13 protein-coding genes are annotated in these 18,231 nt (G+C 60.5%); 5 read left to right on the forward strand and 8 right to left on the reverse strand.

The window, feature by feature from the left end:
• Positions 1 to 169: 169 nt before the first annotated feature.
• Positions 170 to 1,330, reverse strand: coding sequence for an ATP-grasp domain-containing protein (locus AC1DYJ_RS19090; protein WP_477288089.1), 1,161 nt, complete (start codon positions 1,328 to 1,330; stop codon positions 170 to 172).
• Positions 1,331 to 1,501: 171 nt separating this feature from the next.
• Positions 1,502 to 1,972, reverse strand: a complete 471-nt coding sequence (locus AC1DYJ_RS19095; protein ID WP_477288087.1) for a carboxymuconolactone decarboxylase family protein — start codon at positions 1,970 to 1,972, stop codon at positions 1,502 to 1,504.
• A gap of 137 nt (positions 1,973 to 2,109) precedes the next feature.
• Here AC1DYJ_RS19095 and AC1DYJ_RS19100 point away from each other — a divergent pair, with 137 nt between their 5' ends.
• On the forward strand, positions 2,110 to 2,718 hold the full coding sequence (locus tag AC1DYJ_RS19100) for a TetR/AcrR family transcriptional regulator (RefSeq protein WP_477288085.1): 609 nt from the start codon (positions 2,110 to 2,112) through the stop codon (positions 2,716 to 2,718).
• Between the two features lie 43 nt (positions 2,719 to 2,761).
• Here AC1DYJ_RS19100 and AC1DYJ_RS19105 read toward each other — a convergent pair whose 3' ends face one another.
• The gene (locus AC1DYJ_RS19105) at positions 2,762 to 3,538 is read right to left on the reverse strand and encodes an OmpA family protein (RefSeq protein ID WP_477288083.1); all 777 of its coding nucleotides are present in this window, start codon (positions 3,536 to 3,538) and stop codon (positions 2,762 to 2,764) included.
• A gap of 89 nt (positions 3,539 to 3,627) precedes the next feature.
• Positions 3,628 to 6,903 carry a DUF6212 domain-containing protein gene (locus tag AC1DYJ_RS19110; RefSeq protein ID WP_477426191.1) on the reverse strand — a complete coding sequence of 1,092 codons (3,276 nt, stop codon included), beginning with the start codon at positions 6,901 to 6,903 and terminating at the stop codon, positions 3,628 to 3,630.
• 156 nt (positions 6,904 to 7,059) lie between these two features.
• Here AC1DYJ_RS19110 and AC1DYJ_RS19115 point away from each other — a divergent pair, with 156 nt between their 5' ends.
• Positions 7,060 to 8,073 carry a glycosyltransferase family 2 protein gene (locus tag AC1DYJ_RS19115; RefSeq protein WP_477288080.1) on the forward strand — a complete coding sequence of 338 codons (1,014 nt, stop codon included), beginning with the start codon at positions 7,060 to 7,062 and terminating at the stop codon, positions 8,071 to 8,073.
• Positions 8,074 to 8,112: 39 nt separating this feature from the next.
• Here the strand turns inward: AC1DYJ_RS19115 and AC1DYJ_RS19120 are convergent, their stop codons facing one another.
• Positions 8,113 to 8,403 (reverse strand): hypothetical protein, encoded by a 291-nt coding sequence (locus AC1DYJ_RS19120; protein WP_477288078.1) that lies wholly within the window; start codon positions 8,401 to 8,403, stop codon positions 8,113 to 8,115.
• A gap of 154 nt (positions 8,404 to 8,557) precedes the next feature.
• Entirely contained in the window at positions 8,558 to 10,648 is a 2,091-nt protein-coding gene (locus tag AC1DYJ_RS19125) for a glycosyltransferase family 2 protein (RefSeq protein ID WP_477288076.1), read from the reverse strand.
• A gap of 822 nt (positions 10,649 to 11,470) precedes the next feature.
• Here AC1DYJ_RS19125 and AC1DYJ_RS19130 point away from each other — a divergent pair.
• The 3 genes from AC1DYJ_RS19130 (at position 11,471) to AC1DYJ_RS19140 (ending at position 15,550) form a co-directional block, all read left to right on the forward strand.
• Positions 11,471 to 11,989 (forward strand): hypothetical protein, encoded by a 519-nt coding sequence (locus tag AC1DYJ_RS19130; RefSeq protein ID WP_477288074.1) that lies wholly within the window; start codon positions 11,471 to 11,473, stop codon positions 11,987 to 11,989.
• 272 nt (positions 11,990 to 12,261) lie between these two features.
• Positions 12,262 to 14,751, forward strand: coding sequence for a sulfatase-like hydrolase/transferase (locus AC1DYJ_RS19135; protein ID WP_477288072.1), 2,490 nt, complete (start codon positions 12,262 to 12,264; stop codon positions 14,749 to 14,751).
• A gap of 214 nt (positions 14,752 to 14,965) precedes the next feature.
• A complete protein-coding gene (locus AC1DYJ_RS19140; RefSeq protein ID WP_477288070.1) occupies positions 14,966 to 15,550 on the forward strand; it encodes a DUF995 domain-containing protein in 585 nt (194 codons plus the stop codon).
• 63 nt (positions 15,551 to 15,613) lie between these two features.
• Here AC1DYJ_RS19140 and galE read toward each other — a convergent pair whose 3' ends face one another.
• Positions 15,614 to 16,693, reverse strand: a complete 1,080-nt coding sequence (gene galE / locus AC1DYJ_RS19145; RefSeq protein ID WP_477288068.1) for a UDP-glucose 4-epimerase GalE — start codon at positions 16,691 to 16,693, stop codon at positions 15,614 to 15,616.
• The gene (locus tag AC1DYJ_RS19150; protein WP_477288066.1) at positions 16,693 to 17,730 is read right to left on the reverse strand and encodes a UDP-glucuronic acid decarboxylase family protein; all 1,038 of its coding nucleotides are present in this window, start codon (positions 17,728 to 17,730) and stop codon (positions 16,693 to 16,695) included. The genes galE and AC1DYJ_RS19150 overlap by 1 nt, the downstream gene beginning before the upstream one ends.
• Positions 17,731 to 18,231: the final 501 nt, after the last annotated feature.

Consider the following 18,231-nt stretch of genomic DNA (forward strand, 5'->3'; position numbering starts at 1 on the left):
TCTGTCCTGCCGGACATCTCGCCCACAAGGGGCGAGATCAGATGTCGCTACGGCTTTCGCCAATCATCAACGTTGTAGGATGAGCGAGGCGCCGAAGCTGCCAATCTCCCCCCAAGTGGGGGAGATGTCCGGCAGGACAGAGGGGGGCGCTGACCCGCCAACCTTTGTCTCAAATACGATCAGCCGGCCCATTCCACTCGATGTCTCGCGTCGACGCAGCTTGCAGGCTGATGCGCTGGCGCAGTGCGGTGCCGGCGATCTCGGCCAGCGCGCGCCATTGCGCTTTTTTGGGCGCGGGGTCGCCAGGCCAGTCGAGCAGCTCATCGGCCTCGCGCATGGTTTGGCGGAAGCGGCCAAGACCATCCGATCGCAGCGCCGCAGGCAGCCCGAAGATCCACATCGCCAGCCGCACCGTCTGTAGCCTGGCGACATCGGGCTTCACGTCCGGACCGTCATCCAGCATGGCGTCGGCGAAGCGCTGCGGATCGCGGAAGAAATGCAGCCCGCTCACGGCACGCGGATTGCACTCCAGCGGCAGCACCTTGCCGTCCTTCTCGCGCATCAGGTCGAAGGACATCTGGCCGGTCCAGCCGGTGCCGGCGACGACGGTTTCGACGAAGTGTCGCGCGGCCGCATCCTCGACCGGCTCGAAGCAGATGCCGGCGCCTTTGCCGGCGCGATAGAGCGACCGGTAAAGCGCCAGCGCCTTGAGCTTGCCGTTCAGCGCTACCGCATAGGCGCTGATCTCGTCGCCGGCGACAAAGCGCTGCGCCACCCAAGGAGCGGCAGGTGAGGGGCGGACGACGTCGAGTTCGCCCTGCGATGGCCGCAGCAGCACGTCACGAGCGAAACGCGACCACACCGGCTTGAACACCAACTCGCGCGAATGACCGCGCACGCTCGCAAGATCGGCATCGCTTTGCAGCAGCGTCGTCTCCGGTACGTCGAGGCCGAGGCTTTGCGCCAGCCGAATGAAGGCGTGCTTGTCGTGGACGCGGGAAAGCATCGCCATGTCGGGTGCGAACAGGCGGGCCGGCATGGCGCGGTCGCGCCAGAGCTGGCCAAGATAGAAGACTTCCTCGCAGGTCGGGATGACCAACTCGACACCTTCCGCGCGGACAAGAGAGGCAACGGCCTCTGCATAGGCTTCGCCAGCAAAGCGCGGCGGCGGCAAGCGATGGTAGGCGGCGCATGCGGTGCTCGCGGCGGCGATTGGCCGGGCAGGACTGTCGGCCAGGATCACCCGCCGCCCGGCGCCGTGCAGCAGCCGCGCCAGATGCAGCGCCACCGGCGCACGCGCTCCGGTGACCAGCACTGTGCTACCTGCCATCGAAGACCTGCATCAAGCCCGCCCGCCCATCGCGACTCTCTCAATCAGGCTTGCGCGAAATCGGCGGTGTTGACAACGTCCCGATGCAATTGGCGCGAGGTGAAGCACGCCGTGATCGAAGCCGCCGGCATGGCACGTTGCTTGCGCGTCATGCCGGCTGTGTGCTGGTCGCTACTCCCCGCCCATCTCTTTCTTGAACGTGTCGAAGTCGACCTGCATGCCGTTGAACATGGTGCTCCAGTGGCGGGTCAGCGCCGCCATCGCCACGGCTTCCTGAATCTCCTCGTCGGTCGCGCCGGCGCGCTTGGCGTCCTGGGTGTCCGACCAGACGCAGTAAGTGCACGGAATCTGCGCCGCCACCGCCAGCGCGATCAGCGACTTGACCTTCGGCGGCAGCGCTGTCTTGTCGCTGAGCTCGATGGCCTTGACCTCTGCCCAGGCGCCGGGCAGACCTGCCCTAGGGAATTGCTTCACGAAGCTCGGCACGCCGCCCATGGTCGACTGGATGTCCTTGATGGTCGCGTCATAGTCATCGGCACGGGCGGGTGCGGCGGCCAGCGTCAAGGTCAGCGCGCAAGCGGCGGCCGCGAGCAGCGGGCGAACGAGGGAATGGGTCGATGAAAGCGTGCGATAGGCAGACATGGTTTTCTCCTCTGGTGTTTGTTAGCCTTACGGTGTAAGGTGATGCGGAAATTGAACCTTACAGTGTAAGTTGTCAAGCGACGCCCATGGACTCACCGATCAAAAAAAAGCGAGCACGCGGCCGGCTGTCCCGTGAAATGATCGAGGACGCCGCCTTTGAAGTGATCGAGCGGGAAGGGCTTACCGGCTTTTCGATGCGCAAGCTCGCCGCCGCGCTCGGCTGCGAGGCGATGAGCATCTATCATCACTTCCCCTCACAGGCGCATCTGCACGAAGCGCTGGTCGACCGGCTGATCGGCGCGCTCGAAATGCCCGACGCCGGCCTGCCGTGGCGGCAAAGGATGCGCATGGCCATGCAGGATTTCCGCCGCATCGGCCGCGAGCATCCGGCCTTCGCGCCGTTCCTCGTTACCTACCGGATGAATTCGCCAACCTGCCTTGCCTGGCTGAACAGCGTTATCAGTCTGTTCGAAGCCGGCGGCTTCGGCACTGAGCTGGGGGCGCGGTTGTTCCGAACGGTCGGATACTACCTGATGGGCGCCATCCTCGACGAGACATCAGGTTATGCCCGGGGCCCGTCGGCGGTCAGCACGGTCAGCGACGAGCAGCTGGCGCGCGATTTTCCCAATGTCGTGGCCGCTGGCCGCTATTTCGGCACCGCCGAATTCGACGCGACATTCGAGCTTGGTCTCGAAATGCTGCTGGATGAGATGGAACGGCTGCGCGACAGCGCCAACACAAGGTAGTGTCAGGCATCCGAAAGGCGGCCAATCTGGATACCGTGAGCCGTTACATCAGGGATGCGGTTGCCAGACGACTGCGAGCGTCGTTCGGCTTCTGGTCGCCAACGTACTCGACTTTGGTGTCCACCAGACGGTCGCTGTCGATCCCGGCCGCGGTCAAGATATCCTTGATCGCCTTCACGCGCTGCTTGGCCAGTTCCTTGTTCGTCTTTGCAGCGTCGGCGCCGGTGAATTCCGTGGCCGCGAGAGCCGTCAGTTCGACATTGCAGCGTGAGTCCCGGATGCTGGCGGCGAACGTCTCGAGGTCGGCCTTGATCCGCGGTGAAATCACATATGACTGGCTATAGAAAAACAGGTCGACCTGCACAGGGCTGCGCTTCTCATATTGCCGGCACGATATTCCTTGCTTTGGCAGCGTGTACAGAATTGCGCTCCGCGCCGTATTGGTGTCGGCGGCGCCGTCATCAACCCAATGCGAAAGCGCCAGCACCATTTCGGGCTTGACGCCTTGCGCCTTGAGAAAGTCGCCGGTTGCATCGAGCCTGCGACCAGCGATGTCGTAGGCTTTGTTGTAGTCGCCTTCCTTGCTTGCCGTTGCGTAGAGCCGGTACCCGCAATCGCGCCCAGCATCCTTGACGAAAGCCGCCAGCGCCTTCGCGGATTCACCGGATATCTTGCCGTCGCCCTTCTTGAACAGGACCCGGTACGAGTTCCACTGGACGCATTTCGGGCCTACGTCGCGTTCCTGGGCAGCCGCGGTGAAAAATGCCGCGCTGCAGGCAATGACAATGAGAGCCAGAACAAGACTGAAAGACTTCTTCATCGTCTGTCACCTCCTGAACGCGCTCAGTCTTGTACCGCACTCAGTGCTTCGACAAGGTAACGTTCTCGCGATCGAACGACGCGTGCCTGTCAGTCCCACACCAGCAAGAGCTTGCGCCAGAAAGCATTGGACGGCATCGGCTTCGAGCCGCGTGGCAGCCGGATTGCCAGATAGATCGTCAGCCACTTGCGATCGACCTCGCGGATCGAAACTTTCAGGTCATGCAGTTCGAAAGGTCTTGAGACGCGCGTCCATCCCGAGAATGACAAGGCGCCGACAGGAGCATCGTGTTTCCACACGAGTTTTTCTTCCTGCCTGCCCAGCGCCATGGCGAACTCGAATGGGGATGCGTCATCGTGGGCGATCTCGACCGTCGCGACAACACTTCTGGCAAAGGCCGGGAAGGCCGAATTGAGCGCTGCAACAACCGGACCATGCGTGTTCGGCCGCAGGAATATGCCGCCATTGTCGCCGGCGATGAGCAGCGTCGGCAGCTCGGAGGGATAATCCGTCACAAGCGTTGCACGCTTCATTTCGTCATTGGTCATTCGACGCGTGCGTTGGCGCTGTTGCGGTGCGTTGAGGCGCGGGCGCCTCGCACCGTTCGAAACGACATGGCGGATATGGACGCTTGAAAATCCGCCGAGGACGCGCGCGTCCGGGCGGCTGCCGCCGCATTTGACTGCCAACAACAAATCGCGCCTGCCGGTTGCCGGCGAACTGACCATCGCACCTATCTCGCGCGCCTCGTGCCGTCGGCTGACATCAGCCCAGCCGCTGCCGCTGCCATCCTCAAGCAGCTGGGCGAGATTGCTGAAGGTCTGGTTTTCTGCGTCCACGATGGCGATCTGAAATTGCGCGGAGCCCGTCAGCTCCTCGTCGAGGTAAACCCAACACGTCGCGCCTATGGCGCCTGGCGGGCAGACGCCTTTCAGCAAGGCCATGGTGACATTGCTGCCCTTGGCTTCGAGGAACAACTGGTCCGGAGATTGTTCGACATAGCTCAGCAGGTCCGGATCAGCATCCGGATACGAACTGACATGAGCCAGGCGCATGGGCTCGGCGGAAAGATACTGCTCGCTGTACAGTGAGGAATGCAACTCCGGCACCGTCTCTTCCGTCGCCGCGTTGAGTAGTTCGACCATACCCAGGGAGAAGTCGCTTCGCCCTGCACGGGCGAGAAGCGAAATTGCGGTATCCGCCCTGCCTTCGCGTGCCGCGATCTCGGCCAGCAACTGCATTGCGTCTGCGCTGTTGGCGGGACCCGTACTCAACCTGAGATACCGCTCGTCGTTGACCCGCAGCTCCAAATTCCAGAGGTTGAGCTCCTTCTCATGATTGTCGGTGTTCGAGCTGATGGCGAGTTGCACGAACATGTCCGTTTTCGTGAACCGATGCTTGCGAAAGACCGCGATGATCGGCTTGCGATTCCTCAACCACTCGGCATTTCTGTTCATGCCCGTCGGCGCCGACCGGTACCAATAGAGCGGCTCCGGGACGGGGACGATCTCCAGACCTGCCAGGTCCGCGCGAAGGAAAAACTCCCAATCGCTTGCGGAAAACCCCCGCTCTTCGTTCAGGTAACCTATCTTGTCGAACACCTCACGCCGGAACATCGCGTTGGCATCGCCATACGGATTGTTGAGCATGGCGATGTCCGTCGGTCCGCCAACCGGGAAGTAAAGCACATAGCCGCTCTTGGTGTCCGGCGGCACGAAGGGCTCGTTGAGCCATTTGGCGAAGGTCGTGCAGATATCGGCGCCGGACTTTTGCATGCCGGCGACGAACGTACTGACGGCGTTCGGGAACAGCACGTTGTCGTCGTCCAGGAACAGGATCAGCGAACCCCTGGCGGCACGGATACCGGTGTTGCGCGCCTTGCCGAGAAAGCCGTTCTTCTGCCGGATGATCCGCCAGCCTCGCTGCTCGAACTCCGGTTCGAGCTCCGCCAACAGGTTGATTGCATCGGGATCGGTGCTGCCGTCATCGACGACGATCAATTCGATGTTGGCATAGTCCTGGCGCCGAACCGAGGCAATCGCCTGCGGCAACAGGCGCGCCCGGTTGTAGTGCGCAGTGATGATCGAAACGAGCGGCCGTTGGCTCCGGCTGCGACTGGAGACCTTGGCGGGTTCGCGGGAGAATTTCGCGTGCAGCCTGCTCCAGGTTTTCTCGAGCGCTTCGCGTTTTTGCACGGGCTTTGCCGGACCAAACGATCGGCTTTCCAGCACAGACCTAATCTTGGCCGCGATGGCGGAAGCCGACGCCGCCATCATGACGGCGTCAGCCAACTTCGGATGGAGTACGTCGCGAATGCTGCCGACATCTGTGGCAATGAACGGAATCTCTTCGTTGAGGCACGTCATCACTTCCAGCGGCAGCTGAGCCGCTGAGTGCGTCATCGCCACCAGAGCATGACTCTGCCGCAGGTATCTGTAGATATCGGGCTCATCCCGAATGGGCAGGAGCTTCAATTTGAACGGCCATTGCCGCGCACGCCGAACGATCATGCCGCCCGAGTGCTCGCCCAGGACATGACCAAACGCGCCGACAACCGTCACCGTCAGATCGGTGATGCCGCTGTCGGCAAGACGATCGAGCGCATCGCAGAACAGCGTCAGTCCATCGCGCGCCTCGGTGCCTGAGAAATGAACCACTTCGGCGGCGGGCCGCTCTCGCGGCCTGTAGTGATCGACAGCGAAGTTCGAACGCCACTCCTCCGGCTCGAGGGGCGCAGCAATGTGACTGCTGGTGGGCAGCTTCCATCCCGCCTTGGCCATCCAGTCGAGCAGCGACTGGCCAGCGATGACAAGATGGTCGCACGTCTCGGCCGACGTCTTTTCCATATGCGCGACGGTCATCTGCTCCTTGCGTTCGACCGCCCGGGAATTGGCTTCCAGCTTCCACGCAAGCGGCTCATGGGCGAGCACGACGATAGCAGGAGGGTCGGGAAAGACGCCCGTGCGCTTGGCAAGCGTGGAGAAATGCGCCAGTCCGCCTTCAAGCGCAAAATAGACGACGTCGAATGCATTCTGCTTGAGGTAGTGGTAGACGGCCAATGAGTTCTTGTCGCTGGACTCCGTGCCGCGCAGCAACTCGGGCGAGGGCGGCAACAATTCGAGCCGCACCAGGAAATTGTCGAAGCACCATTTGCCCAGCCTGGCGATTTCCTGATCGTCGGGCTGGCTGCCCAGCGGGCTCGGCGCCCAAAGCAGCGTCACGGTGTCGCCGGTTCCCGCCAGATGCTGCGCCAGCGCGTAAGTGACCGACCCGTGATCGCCAGTCGCCGTCGAGCCGAACTCAACCTCCGAAACGACACACACATTGCGAGGCTTCTGGCTTGCCTGCCGCTTGCCCTTGGGCATAGCGCCTGCCTTGGAACTAACGCTCAATGAGTCCCCCTTGTCAGCCCGCTTCATTCGAAACAGTCTTGCCAACAGTTGGATAACACTTTGATAATCGTTTCGCGGGACTCTCCATACCGTACCTGCCTTTCGCGTAAACTGGTTGATGACGTACGGATGGTTGAACTTCGATCCCCAAAGCATCTCGCGCGACTGGACGACCGGCCGATTGACGTGGCCGATGGCGAGATCTTGTGCTTTGTCGGACTGCGCAACGAAGCGACGCTGTTACCGCACCTTCTCGACCATTACCGCGGCCTCGGCGTCGATCGGTTTTTCTTCCTGGACAATGGTTCCACGGACGGGACGCGTGAGCTGATCCTGGAGCAGCCGGACAGCCACTGCTTCCACACGGAAGGATCGCATTTCGCTGAAAACATCGATCCGCCGCGATGGATCAACACGCTCATGAATGTGTTCGGCACCGGCCATTGGTGCCTTTCGATCGACGCTGACGAGCTTCTCGTCTATCCCGATTTCGAGCGAGCGAATCTGCGGCAGCTTTGCAGCTATCTCGATTCGACCGGCGCCGACGCCGTCATAGGCTCCATGATCGACATGTACGCCGACGGCCCGTTGGCCGAATACAGCTATGATGGCAAGATCCCGCTTGTTGAAGCCTCACCCTACTTCGACCCGGAGCCGGGGTGGCTGCGCGCCCGCGACGGTATGTATCCACCGCAGCAGATGTTCGGTGGCGTGAGGGAACGGGTCTTCTGGCACGGCCGCTTCAAGCAAACCTTTCCCCCGTGCCTGACAAAGGTGCCGATCGTAAAATGGGGGCGGGGCACGCATTATCACGTCGCACAGCACACGATCAGCAAGGTGCGATTCAGCGAACTGCGCGTCGCATTGCTGCATTTCAAATTCGTCTGGGGATTTCGCCAGAAATCAGCGTCGTCTCTAAGTGAAAATGCGCAGCTCAAGGAAAAGACGCTTGAGGAGCGCGCAGCCTATATGGAGGCCCTGGAGCGCAATCCGAAACTCGCGCTCCGTAACCAAAGGTCTGTCCGCTATCGGGGTGACGCTGCCCAGCTCGTCGAACTCGGTTGGATGAAAACCTCGGAGCGCTACGCCGGCTTTGTATCAACCCTGGCCATGCAACACCAGCGCAGCGACTACGCCACTTGATGTGCTCGAACTACCGAAGGGAAAATTCCCGGCTGATGCTTATCCGCCGTAGCGGCCGCCGCCTTCACCGTGGTCTTTGCCGCCTTCACCGCCCGCAAACTGGCCCAAGCTGTTGAGAGCAAGCGCCTTGCAGGCTGTCGGAGCATTCGGGTAACGGTGCAGATAATCCTCAAGTGCCTCGATGGTGCCGGTTTTTAGGGCCAGCTCACAGGCAAGCTCTGCTTCCTTGACACCACCAGGGTCGACACTCGCCTGCGCGGCGTCAGCAAAAGCGACGCTCAACCCCAGAAGACTAAGTCCGCCCAACAGCAGCGAATGAATTCTACGCATAACACAACCCCACTTACTTCAACCCACTGAAATATTAGCATCTGTTAACGTTTTGTCAACCATTCTGGGAAGGTTCCACCAAGGTGGTTAACGCGCACGATTGACGGACGGCCTCGCTTGCGTCCGGATCTCCCTTGCGTGGTTGGATCGACGTTTAGTCGCTGAACAGTGTCAGCTTGCGGAAGAACGCATTGGTCGGAAAACCATTGGACGTTGCGGTGAAACGAACGGTGAGAATGATTGAAAGCGGCATCTTCCTTCGTGTGCGAAGCGCTGCCACCAAGGGATGACGCACAAACCTGTCTTCGATGCTCACCCAGCCTGAAAAGGCGATCGCTTGCGCGCCGATGTCCTGTTGCCAATCTATGGTTTGGTCGGGGCGAGCAAGGGCGAGACCGAAATCCATAGCCGGCGCATCGGCATGGGCGATTTCAACGATTGCTTCCACCTTCCGGAAGAAGGCTGGAAACTGGTGGTCAAGCGATGCGGCGACCGGACCGTCCGCATGCGGACGCAAGAACACCCCACCGTCATCCGGTGCGACAAGCAGCAGCGGGAGAGCCGAGACGCGCGGTGTAAGCAACCGCGCACTCCTCAGTATGTCGTAGTCGAGGATGACCGAACTGCCGCCGACATCGGGACGGGCCGGGGCATCGTGGTATGTGGCGGGGCGCCCAAGCAAGGTGGCAGCCGTATCGGGGCGGCCGATCGACCCGGCAATGCTGGCAAGCTTCGCTATGGCCGCATCGCTGTTCGGTTCGATGTCGCACAGCTCCAGATATTTTCGATTGCCGGGGATATATTTCAGGTTTTCGCGGGCACTTTCAATTTCGGACCGGTGCGTGTTCTGGGCGATGGCCAAATGATGCAGCAGGCGGACGTTATCGGATTGGCTCGACCTGAACGCCTCCAGGACGGGAAGCCGGTTGTCGTACCAGTTCGACGTCCGAAACATTCCATCCGGTTTCGAGCGATACCAGTATAGCGGCTTTGGAATCGTCCTGAGCTTGAGGCCGGCGAGAGAGGCTCGCGCAAAGAACTCCCAGTCGTGCATGGCGTAGCCGGGCTTTTCGATCAGGAAGCCGATCCGCGGGAAGACAGATCGGCGCATCATCGCATTCGCGTCACCGTAGACGTTATGGATCAGGCCGAGCGCATCCGGACCACCCAGGGGCAGGTACTGGATCAGCCCGTCGGCGCGATCTTCGGGCACGAAGTCCTCGTAGAAGATCAATTGGAACGCAGTGCAGATGTCGGCACCCGATGTAGTCATCGCACGCACGAAATGATCGACGGCCTCGGCAAACAGCGCGTTGTCATCGTCGACGAACAGGATCAGTTCGCCACGCGAAGCGCGGATGCCGGCATTGCGCGCCGCGCCGAGATGCTTGTGCGGTCGGCGCAGGATCTTCCATCCGCGCTGACGGAAGGTCGGTTCCAGCGTATCCAGCAATCGCCTGGCTTCGTCCATGTCGCTTCCGTCGTCGACCAGAACCAGTTCCAGGCGATCGTAGGTTTGCGCTTCGATCGCCGCGATTGCCTGTTTCAGATAGAGCGGCCGGTTGCGATGGGCCATGACAATGGAGACCAGCGGTGACGACCCGGCACTTTTGTCGACGCGCCTGCGCTTGACCGGCGTCGGCAAATTGCGCGTATCCAGCCAGGACTGCCGACATTGGCTGAGGCTGTCGACAGGCAGTGGGCGAGGCGGGTCATCGAGCGCCGCCGAAATCGCTTGCGCCAACGCGGCAGCGTCAGGATCGACCAGCTGCGGCTGCCTCGCCTGCGCATTCCAGCGCTCGGCATTCGCGTCGACATTGGTCGCAACGAAAGGCAATCCCGCCTCGATACATGCGGCAACGGTGCCGCCCGTCGATGCGGCGCGGGCGGGGATGACGGCAAGCGCGCCGGTCCGCGCGACGTAGTCGAGCCTTGCGGCGGGGCTTGCGTGCGCCAACAGGTTGAGCTTGAACGGCCACCGCTCGGCGCGTCGAAGCAGCAGTCCACCGCTGTGCTCGCCCATGATCTTTCCGAATGGACCGAATGCGGTGACCGTCAGCTCCTTTGGCGCTGTTGGCGCGATGATGTCGAGCGCGTCGCAAAGCAGTGTCAGGCCATCGCGGAAGCGCCATCCGGCCAAGACGGCAAGTTCTCCGGCACTTCCCGTCACAATCGACGGCCGCGCGCCGGCTGGACCTGGACGATCCAGCAGCGGCAACATCGGCGTCACGATCGCCTTCTTCACCTTCCAGCCCTTCGACAACATCCACTGTCGCAAGGCTGCCGACACACAGATCGTCCTGTTCGCCATCTCGGCGCAGTATTTCTCCATGTAGGCGACGGCAATCGCCTCGGTGCTGTCCATGAACGCCTTGTCGGCTTCATGTTCCCATTCTTCCGGTGCGTGGGCGACGACCACGATGGGCGGCGCGGCAAAGGCCGCGGTCTCGACCGCCAGCAGCGTGTAGTAAGGCAACCCGCTCTCAAGCGGCGCGTAGACCAAATCGTGGCCGGACCGTTCGAGATAATGCAGCACAGCGGCGGACCGGCTCTCGGGCGTCGTCAGCGAAGGAAGCAACTGATCGGACCTGTCGAGAATTTCCAGTCGCACCGAGGGCGCCTCCAGCTCGCGCTGGCGCGCTGCCTCCGCCGCTGGAGCATTCTTGCCTGGAACCCATAGCAGGGTGACGTCGTCGCCATCTTCGGCGAAAAGCCTGGCGAGCTCGACCATGGCGCCGTCTTCGCCACCATGATCGATTGCATTTGTCACGACGCAGACGCGGCGAGGTTTGCCTTCCCTTGACGGCCTCCGCTCCTTGCCACCAACGGCCATCCGACTTCCTCTGATCCACATCCGCCGAGTGCGCTCCGCAGCACAGTCGATCTGCGATGATGCCGCGACAGGTTTACTTTTCAGTGATCATCCTTCTGCGTCATTGGTAAACCAAATCGTCAATCAGGTCCTAAAAGGGCTTCACAATCAATCGACTGATACAACTTTAGCGACACGGAATATTCAATCTTTACGCCTCCCGGCTAGTCATTGACGGCATAGCAGGAGGCACAAATGAAAACGATAATGAAGCTTCTCGGTGCGCTCGGTTTGATGGGCGCTCTGGTCTCGGCAAGCTCCGCAGGGGAACTGCTGCGTCCACGCATCAACCTTGGCACTGCCAACGTCAAGACCATCAGTGGCGATCGCGGCGGCTATGTGATCGACTATGCCATCCGTGCGCTGAAAATGCGCCGCAGCGGCACCTTTGTGCGGTTCAACGGTTCGTGCGACTCGGCCTGCACGCTTTATCTGTCGATGCCCAGGAGCAAGGTGTGCATCACGCAGAGCGCGTCGTTCGGCTTTCACCTGCCGTATGGCGTTGGCGCGCGGGGCAATCAGGTGGCCGCGAACTTCATGATGAAAAACTACCCTGGCTGGGTTCGCGGCTGGATCGCCAAGCGTGGCGGGCTGAAGAGCTCCATCGCGACCATGACCTACGCGGATGCGAGCCGATTTCTGCCGACGTGTCCTTCCCAACAGCGGGGCATGACCGTCGCAAGCCTGAGCCCGACGCGTCTGCGTGGCGGCTGATTGCCGGCGCAGTATCGACACATCACGACGGCGGGTGCTCGACAGCGCCCGCCGTCGCCGATTCATGGGCGCTGGTGCACAGTTGATGGGACAGCCTACTTGGCCAAAACGCATCGCCGACGAATGCGTTCGGTTAACCAGTTCTCAAGAGACATGGTTAACGCAAACTTGATTTTGTTGACTCTTTTTTGGCGCAAGTCGATTCTACTGGTGGGGGTTTGAAGGTTATCGGCCCTGTTTGGGCCGAAACGCAAACTGGCGGCGGGTAGTTCATGAGCATCGGCGGCAGTAGGGGCTCGGCGAGCCGGCCTGAGAGCGGCCCTACGGAATCGAAGGCGGGAACGTCTTCGTCGAAGGATGTGCGCTTCCGGCGCTGGAGCGCGCGGATCATTTGCACGGGCCTGTTGTCCTGGCTGCTTTTGGCCGTCTACCGCGGTGCAATCATTGATCCGCAAACAACGTTTTCAGGCCTTTTGGGGGCCATCCCCAAGGGGTTGGCATCGAGCTACTACGACCTGATTGTCGTTACGTCCCTGACCGTGGTGATCTTGATCCTGCTGTTCCTGACAAAGGCCAGCCGTCTCGGCTCGGCAATCATCGTGTTCCTCTTCTATGTCGCTGTCGTGGTCTGTCTGGGCTGGGGATTTGCCAACATCAATCTCGTCAAGCTGCTGGGCGAACCGTTCACCTTCCAGTGGCTGGTCTATGGCGACTTCCTGCAGAACGCCGATGCCAGGAACGCGATGGGCGACGCGCTCAACATCAAGGACTTCGCGAGCCTTTCCGGGTCCGTCATTCTGGTGCTCATCCTTGGCTATGCCGCGGCCAGTCTGTGCCAGCGGCTGGGCGCCGCTGGTTACGGGGCCTTTCTGGGCGTGCTCGTTGTGTGTGTCGGCGCGGCCATCGCCGGCACCGGATACCATGTGCGGGCGGAAGCGCTGCCGGCCGCCAAGATCGACAATCCGATCCTGTATTTTGTTGAATCGGCCCTGCTCAATCCAACGCCGGTCGTGCTGACGATGAATGCCAGCACCAATGACCCGGATGTCGCCAGCGTCGGCGAGCGTCCGCCGGAAACGTCGACCTTCAAGGCGCCGACGCCAAACCCGATCAAGAACGTGCTGATTTTCATGATGGAGTCGGTGCCATCCAAATACATCGAGACGTTTGGCGGCCAGTATCCGGTGACACCGAATATCAAGAGTTATGCAAAGGACTCGATACGGTTCGACAACATATATGCGCACGCACCGTCCACGCATTACTCGATATTTTCTCTGCTCTCCTCGATGTACAACGACATTTCATACTATGGCATGACCACCAGGTATCCCTATCTGCCTCTGGACACGATCTCCAACACCCTGTCCAAGAACAATTTCCGCACGGGGTTTTTCTGGAGCGCGGATTCCCGATTCCAACGGGTCGACGAGTTTTTCCTCAACAAGGGACTGGATGTGATCCAGGACTATCGGGGGCAGAAATGCGGCACCCCGACCTTCAAGCTCAGCTCCGAGCAGTGGAAGAACATGGACTACAACAGCGATCTTTGCACGGCGCAGTCGATCATCGACTGGATGAACAAGGACGAGGCAAAACCCTTCTTCGGCATAATGTTCACGGCGATGACCCACTATCCCTACATCACCGACAGCCCGATGTTTTCGAAGATGGCGCCTTCCTCCGATGGCAACACGCTGGTCCACTACTCGGACGACCAGAAATTCAATGCCTATCTCAACGCCCTGAAGGTCGGCGATACAGCACTTGGCGAGATACTTGAATCGCTCAAGCAGTCGGGCAAGCTCGATTCGACGCTCGTGGTCATACTGGGCGATCACGGCGAGGCGTTCGGGGAGCATGGCGACTACATTCATGCCAGCGCGATCTACGAGGAAAACATCCACATCCCGCTCATCATGATCAACAAGCATCTCTTTCATGATGACGTTGCCCACCCGGTCGGCGGCATCGTCGATATCGCCCCGACGATCTTCGACATACTGGGACTTCCGCTGCCGAAGCAGTGGCAGGGGCGCAGCCTGTTCAGCGAGCAACGGCCAAACAAGACCTTCTTCTTCAATCCCTGGGCCGGTTTCCTGTTTGGCTATCGCGAGGACGATCGAAAGGTCATCTTCAACGCGACCACGGGCAAGGTCGAGGAATACGACCTCAAGGCCGATCCCGGTGAACGAACCAACCTCTTCACGGTCGATGCCGGCGACCGAAACGCGCTGCTGCAGCCCATCGCCGGATGGGTGCAATCGCAGAGGCAGCGCGTGGCTGACCTGGTGGCTGCCGCGGCGAATGACGCAGGACGTTGCGCCATAACCAGCCTGGAGGTCGACGCTGCCGGCATCAATCTCCAAGGCGCGCCTCGGTTCGACGTCGTCGTCGACGGAAAGACCGTCGCCGAGATCGACGTCCCGGGCAATGAAAGCACGGCATCGACGCCCGAAGCCGCCGTGGCGGAGCTGATGCAGGCGTCAACCGAGGCCAAGCCGTTCCACATCGATCTCAGCAGCGTGCCGAACCCGAAGACGATCGAGCTTCGCTACATCAACGACCTGTGGGGCGGAGACGGAAAGCCGGGTGATCGCAACCTGTTCATCAAGAGCGTCAAGGTGAACGGTCAGCTGGTGCCAAACACCAGGCTGCATGTCGACGAGCAATCGCATGGCTACACCGACGACAACGGCACCGCCATGTACAGCAACGGCTCGCTATGGGTTAGCGGCCCCTTCGTCGAGGGATGTGTATAGCGTGCCGCGTGCCTGACCGTCGTCCTCGATTTGCCGCCCGTGCGCGCCGCGAAAGATACTGTTGGCCCTCCCGGTTGACATCTTCGCGCGGCAGTCAATAGCATGCGAAATACTGATGATTGTGGCGTGGAGCCACTTGTCGGCGCAGGACGGACCGGGCCCGTTCTTGCGGTATGCTCGGCTGGTCGACGCCCGCTTGGGAAGCGAACATTGAATGCGACCGCTCAGCATGACAACGCAGGCTGGATTGCCATCTGAAAGAGCGAGCGGGGTGAGGCGCCATCGACTTGCCAGGTCTGTCTCGATTGCCCCCCTCCTGGCCATTTGGTGGCAGGTGGCGCTGTGCGGAGCCGCGCACGCAGCTGGTGCCAAAGACAGTGCACCTGCAGATGCCGTCCCGACGGCGTTCGAACTTCAGCTTGTTTATGCCGACCGCACCTGGATATGGGATAACGGAGCGGCCTATTTCGGACAGAAGGGCCGACCGGTCCGGGCTTGGACCTCCGAGCAGGACACGACTTCTTTCGCTGAGGGGAAATGGCATCTAAGCAACGATGGCAAGATGTGCATGGATCTCGTTTGGCGGTCCAAGACCTACGCCGCAGCGCCAATCCGCACGTGTTTCAGCCACCGCTTCCGGGGCGGGACCCTCGAGCAGCGCAGGGATCCGGACGGCGTCTGGTACAGTTTCCGGCACCCTTCGGGAAAACCTTCCGACGAGCAGCGGAAATTCGAGGAAGGCGATACAAAGGGCGCACAGTTCGACGAGATCCGTAGCCTGATCGATTCCAAAAGTTGAGGCTCGCTGAGAAGCTCTCACCTCAGCGAGCCCACGTCCCCGACACACGACAAACAGGGACGACTACCAGCTTTGCGGGCTGGTATTACTCTCCGATGCATTTGGCATGCCTGGTGCAGTTGACCGGCGGCGCTCCGCCGTCGGCATCGGAAGTGTGGACGCGGCGGCCTCCAGTCCGAAGAACGGGGCGGCTGTCCTGACGATGGTATCGATGTCGGAAAGTTCCGGCACGAAACCCAGGTGTTCGCGCGCTTTGGCCGGGTCGGCGTAGAGCTCTGCCGGGTCGCCCGGGCGCCGGGGCTTGAAGACGGCCGGAACCGATTTTGACGTCATCCGGGTGACCGCCTGGAGAATTTCCTTGATCGATACCCCGCGTCCAGTGCCGAGATTGACCGACAGGTTTTCGCCACCCGCCTCCAGATGCATGAGAGCCCTCAGATGCGCGCGGGCCAGATCGCTGACATGGATGTAGTCGCGCACGCAGGTGCCATCTGGAGTGTCATAGTCCGTGCCGAAAACCTCGATCTCGTCGATCGTGCCGGATGCAGCCATGAGCACGCGTGGGATCAGGTGCGTTTCAGGCGAGTGCCACTCACCGAGCTCACCGTCGGGATCGGCGCCGCAGGCGTTGAAATAACGCAGGATCGCATATTTCATTCCGTAGGCGGAGGCATAGTCCCTGATGATCTGCTCGCCCATCAGCTTGGTGCGCCCATAGGGGCTGATCGGATTTTGCGCCGACGTCTCTCGAATGGGCAGTGTTTCGGGCACGCCGTATGTTGCGCAGCTGCTTGAGAAGATGATGTTTTCGATCGAGCTCGCGCGCGCCGCATCAAGCACCGCAATGGTACCCGACACATTGGTCGAATAATATTCTGCGGGCTCATGAACGGACTCGCCGACATAGGCCAGAGCTGCAAAGTGGATGATCGCTTTCGGCTGATAGGTCCTGATCGCCTGCTGCAGCACTGTCCGGTCCCGGATATTGCCGACGACAAGCGGCCCCCAGGCAACCGATCTCTCGTTGCCGCGGCTCAGATTGTCGAAGACGACGGGCAGGTAGCCGGCAGCTGACAACAGCTTGCAGGTGTGGCTGCCGATGTAGCCGGCTCCACCCGTCACCAGGATTGCCGGGCGGCTCATTACATCGCAGCTTCTTTGACGCGCCGGCCCGAGTAGAGCAGGGCGTCAAAATACGCCGCGGTATGCGCGAGCCCTTGGCTCAAGCTGATCTTTGGCTCCCAGCCAAGATGTTCCCGGGCAAAGGAGATGTCCGGCCGGCGCTGCTTGGGATCGTCGACGGGCAGCGGCCGATGCACGATCTTCGAGCGCGAGTTGGTGTATTCGATCACCTGTGTCGCCAGTTCCAGAATGGTGAATTCGGCAGGGTTGCCGAGATTGACCGGGTGCTTCGGAGCGCTCGGAGCGTTCATCAGCCGGATGAAGCCTTCGATCAGGTCGTCCGCGTAGCAGAATGAACGGGTCTGCTGGCCGCTGCCGTAGACGGTCAGGTCGTCGCCATGCAAAGCCTGGACGATGAAGTTCGACACGACGCGGCCATCGTCTGGTTGCATGCGGCGGCCATAGGTGTTGAAGATCCGTGCGACGCGGATATCGAGGCCATACGTTCTCGAATAGTCGAAGAACAGCGTCTCAGCCGAACGCTTGCCCTCGTCATAGCAGGATCGCGGACCGTGCGGGTTGACGTTGCCGAAGTAGCCTTCCGGTTGCGGATGCACCAGGGGATCGCCATAGACCTCGGACGTCGAAGCCTGAAATATCTTGGCATTGTTCCGCCGCGCGAGCTCAAGCAGGTTCAGCGAACCAAGCACGCTCGTCTTGAACGTATGGATCGGATCGGCCTGGTAATGCGGCGGGGAGGCCGGGCAGGCGAGATTGTAGATTTCATCGACCTGAAGATCCAACGGCAGTGGGTCGACGATGTCGTGCTCGATGCACGTAAATCGCGGATCGCGCAGGAGGGTATTGAGATTGTATCTTTTGCCGGTGTGGAAATTGTCCAGCGCGACAACGTCGTACCCATCCAGCAAAAGACGCTCGCACAAATGCGAACCCAGAAATCCTGCCCCGCCGGCAACCAGGGCGCGGCCCCGATTGGTATTGGCGCCCCTTCGGCTGTTCCCGGACTCGAGTTTCAGAACATTGACAGTTCTACCCATACTCCAACCCCTTCGCCCTTACGCACTGCGTACCGCTACCGCCGGGACATAGCGTTGCCCGGCGACGTTCCTGAGAACGTCACAAACCTTCCGCTTCCGCGGAATCGTCCACTCCTGATGTCTGTCGATTGCTTTCTGAGTTCGCTGGGCGACGCTATACGGCTATTGGCTGCCGTTCAGCATTCGATACGCCCCGAAATCGTGGTTACGCGTCTGATGCCACCATCGCCCATTGCTCGCCCAAATTGCACATCCCAACGTATCGAAAATATACCTGTGGAAATCATAGTCAACTAAATTAGCGAATCGTTAACCGTGTTCGTCCGGGAGTGGTTAATCGTGGGGTCGGCAGCGCAGTCGCGGCAATCCGAGAATTGACAATGAAATTCGAAATATATCAACAAAAAACAAGAATATTTATGCGGTTTTTCGATAGCTAAGTGCGGAAATTTGGCATGATAAATTCATAGTGGAGCAGAAATAGCCATGTTAAAGTCAGCA

It is taken from the genome of Mesorhizobium sp. P2_B11, from assembly GCF_056404855.1.

Excerpts from the sequence above, each read along its gene's own strand:
- AC1DYJ_RS19120 (WP_477288078.1), bottom strand. The coding sequence starts at position 8,403 with ATGCGTAGAATTCATTCGCTGCTGTTGGGCGGACTTAGTCTTCTGGGG.
- AC1DYJ_RS19115 (WP_477288080.1), top strand. The coding sequence starts at position 7,060 with ATGGTTGAACTTCGATCCCCAAAGCATCTCGCGCGACTGGACGACCGG.
- galE (WP_477288068.1), bottom strand. The coding sequence starts at position 16,693 with ATGAGCCGCCCGGCAATCCTGGTGACGGGTGGAGCCGGCTACATCGGC.
- AC1DYJ_RS19140 (WP_477288070.1), top strand. The coding sequence starts at position 14,966 with ATGCGACCGCTCAGCATGACAACGCAGGCTGGATTGCCATCTGAAAGA.
- AC1DYJ_RS19105 (WP_477288083.1), bottom strand. The coding sequence starts at position 3,538 with ATGAAGAAGTCTTTCAGTCTTGTTCTGGCTCTCATTGTCATTGCCTGC.
- AC1DYJ_RS19095 (WP_477288087.1), bottom strand. The coding sequence starts at position 1,972 with ATGTCTGCCTATCGCACGCTTTCATCGACCCATTCCCTCGTTCGCCCG.
- AC1DYJ_RS19090 (WP_477288089.1), bottom strand. The coding sequence starts at position 1,330 with ATGGCAGGTAGCACAGTGCTGGTCACCGGAGCGCGTGCGCCGGTGGCG.
- AC1DYJ_RS19135 (WP_477288072.1), top strand. The coding sequence starts at position 12,262 with ATGAGCATCGGCGGCAGTAGGGGCTCGGCGAGCCGGCCTGAGAGCGGC.
- AC1DYJ_RS19100 (WP_477288085.1), top strand. The coding sequence starts at position 2,110 with ATGATCGAGGACGCCGCCTTTGAAGTGATCGAGCGGGAAGGGCTTACC.
- AC1DYJ_RS19150 (WP_477288066.1), bottom strand. The coding sequence starts at position 17,730 with ATGGGTAGAACTGTCAATGTTCTGAAACTCGAGTCCGGGAACAGCCGA.
- AC1DYJ_RS19130 (WP_477288074.1), top strand. The coding sequence starts at position 11,471 with ATGAAAACGATAATGAAGCTTCTCGGTGCGCTCGGTTTGATGGGCGCT.
- AC1DYJ_RS19110 (WP_477426191.1), bottom strand. The coding sequence starts at position 6,903 with ATGCCCAAGGGCAAGCGGCAGGCAAGCCAGAAGCCTCGCAATGTGTGT.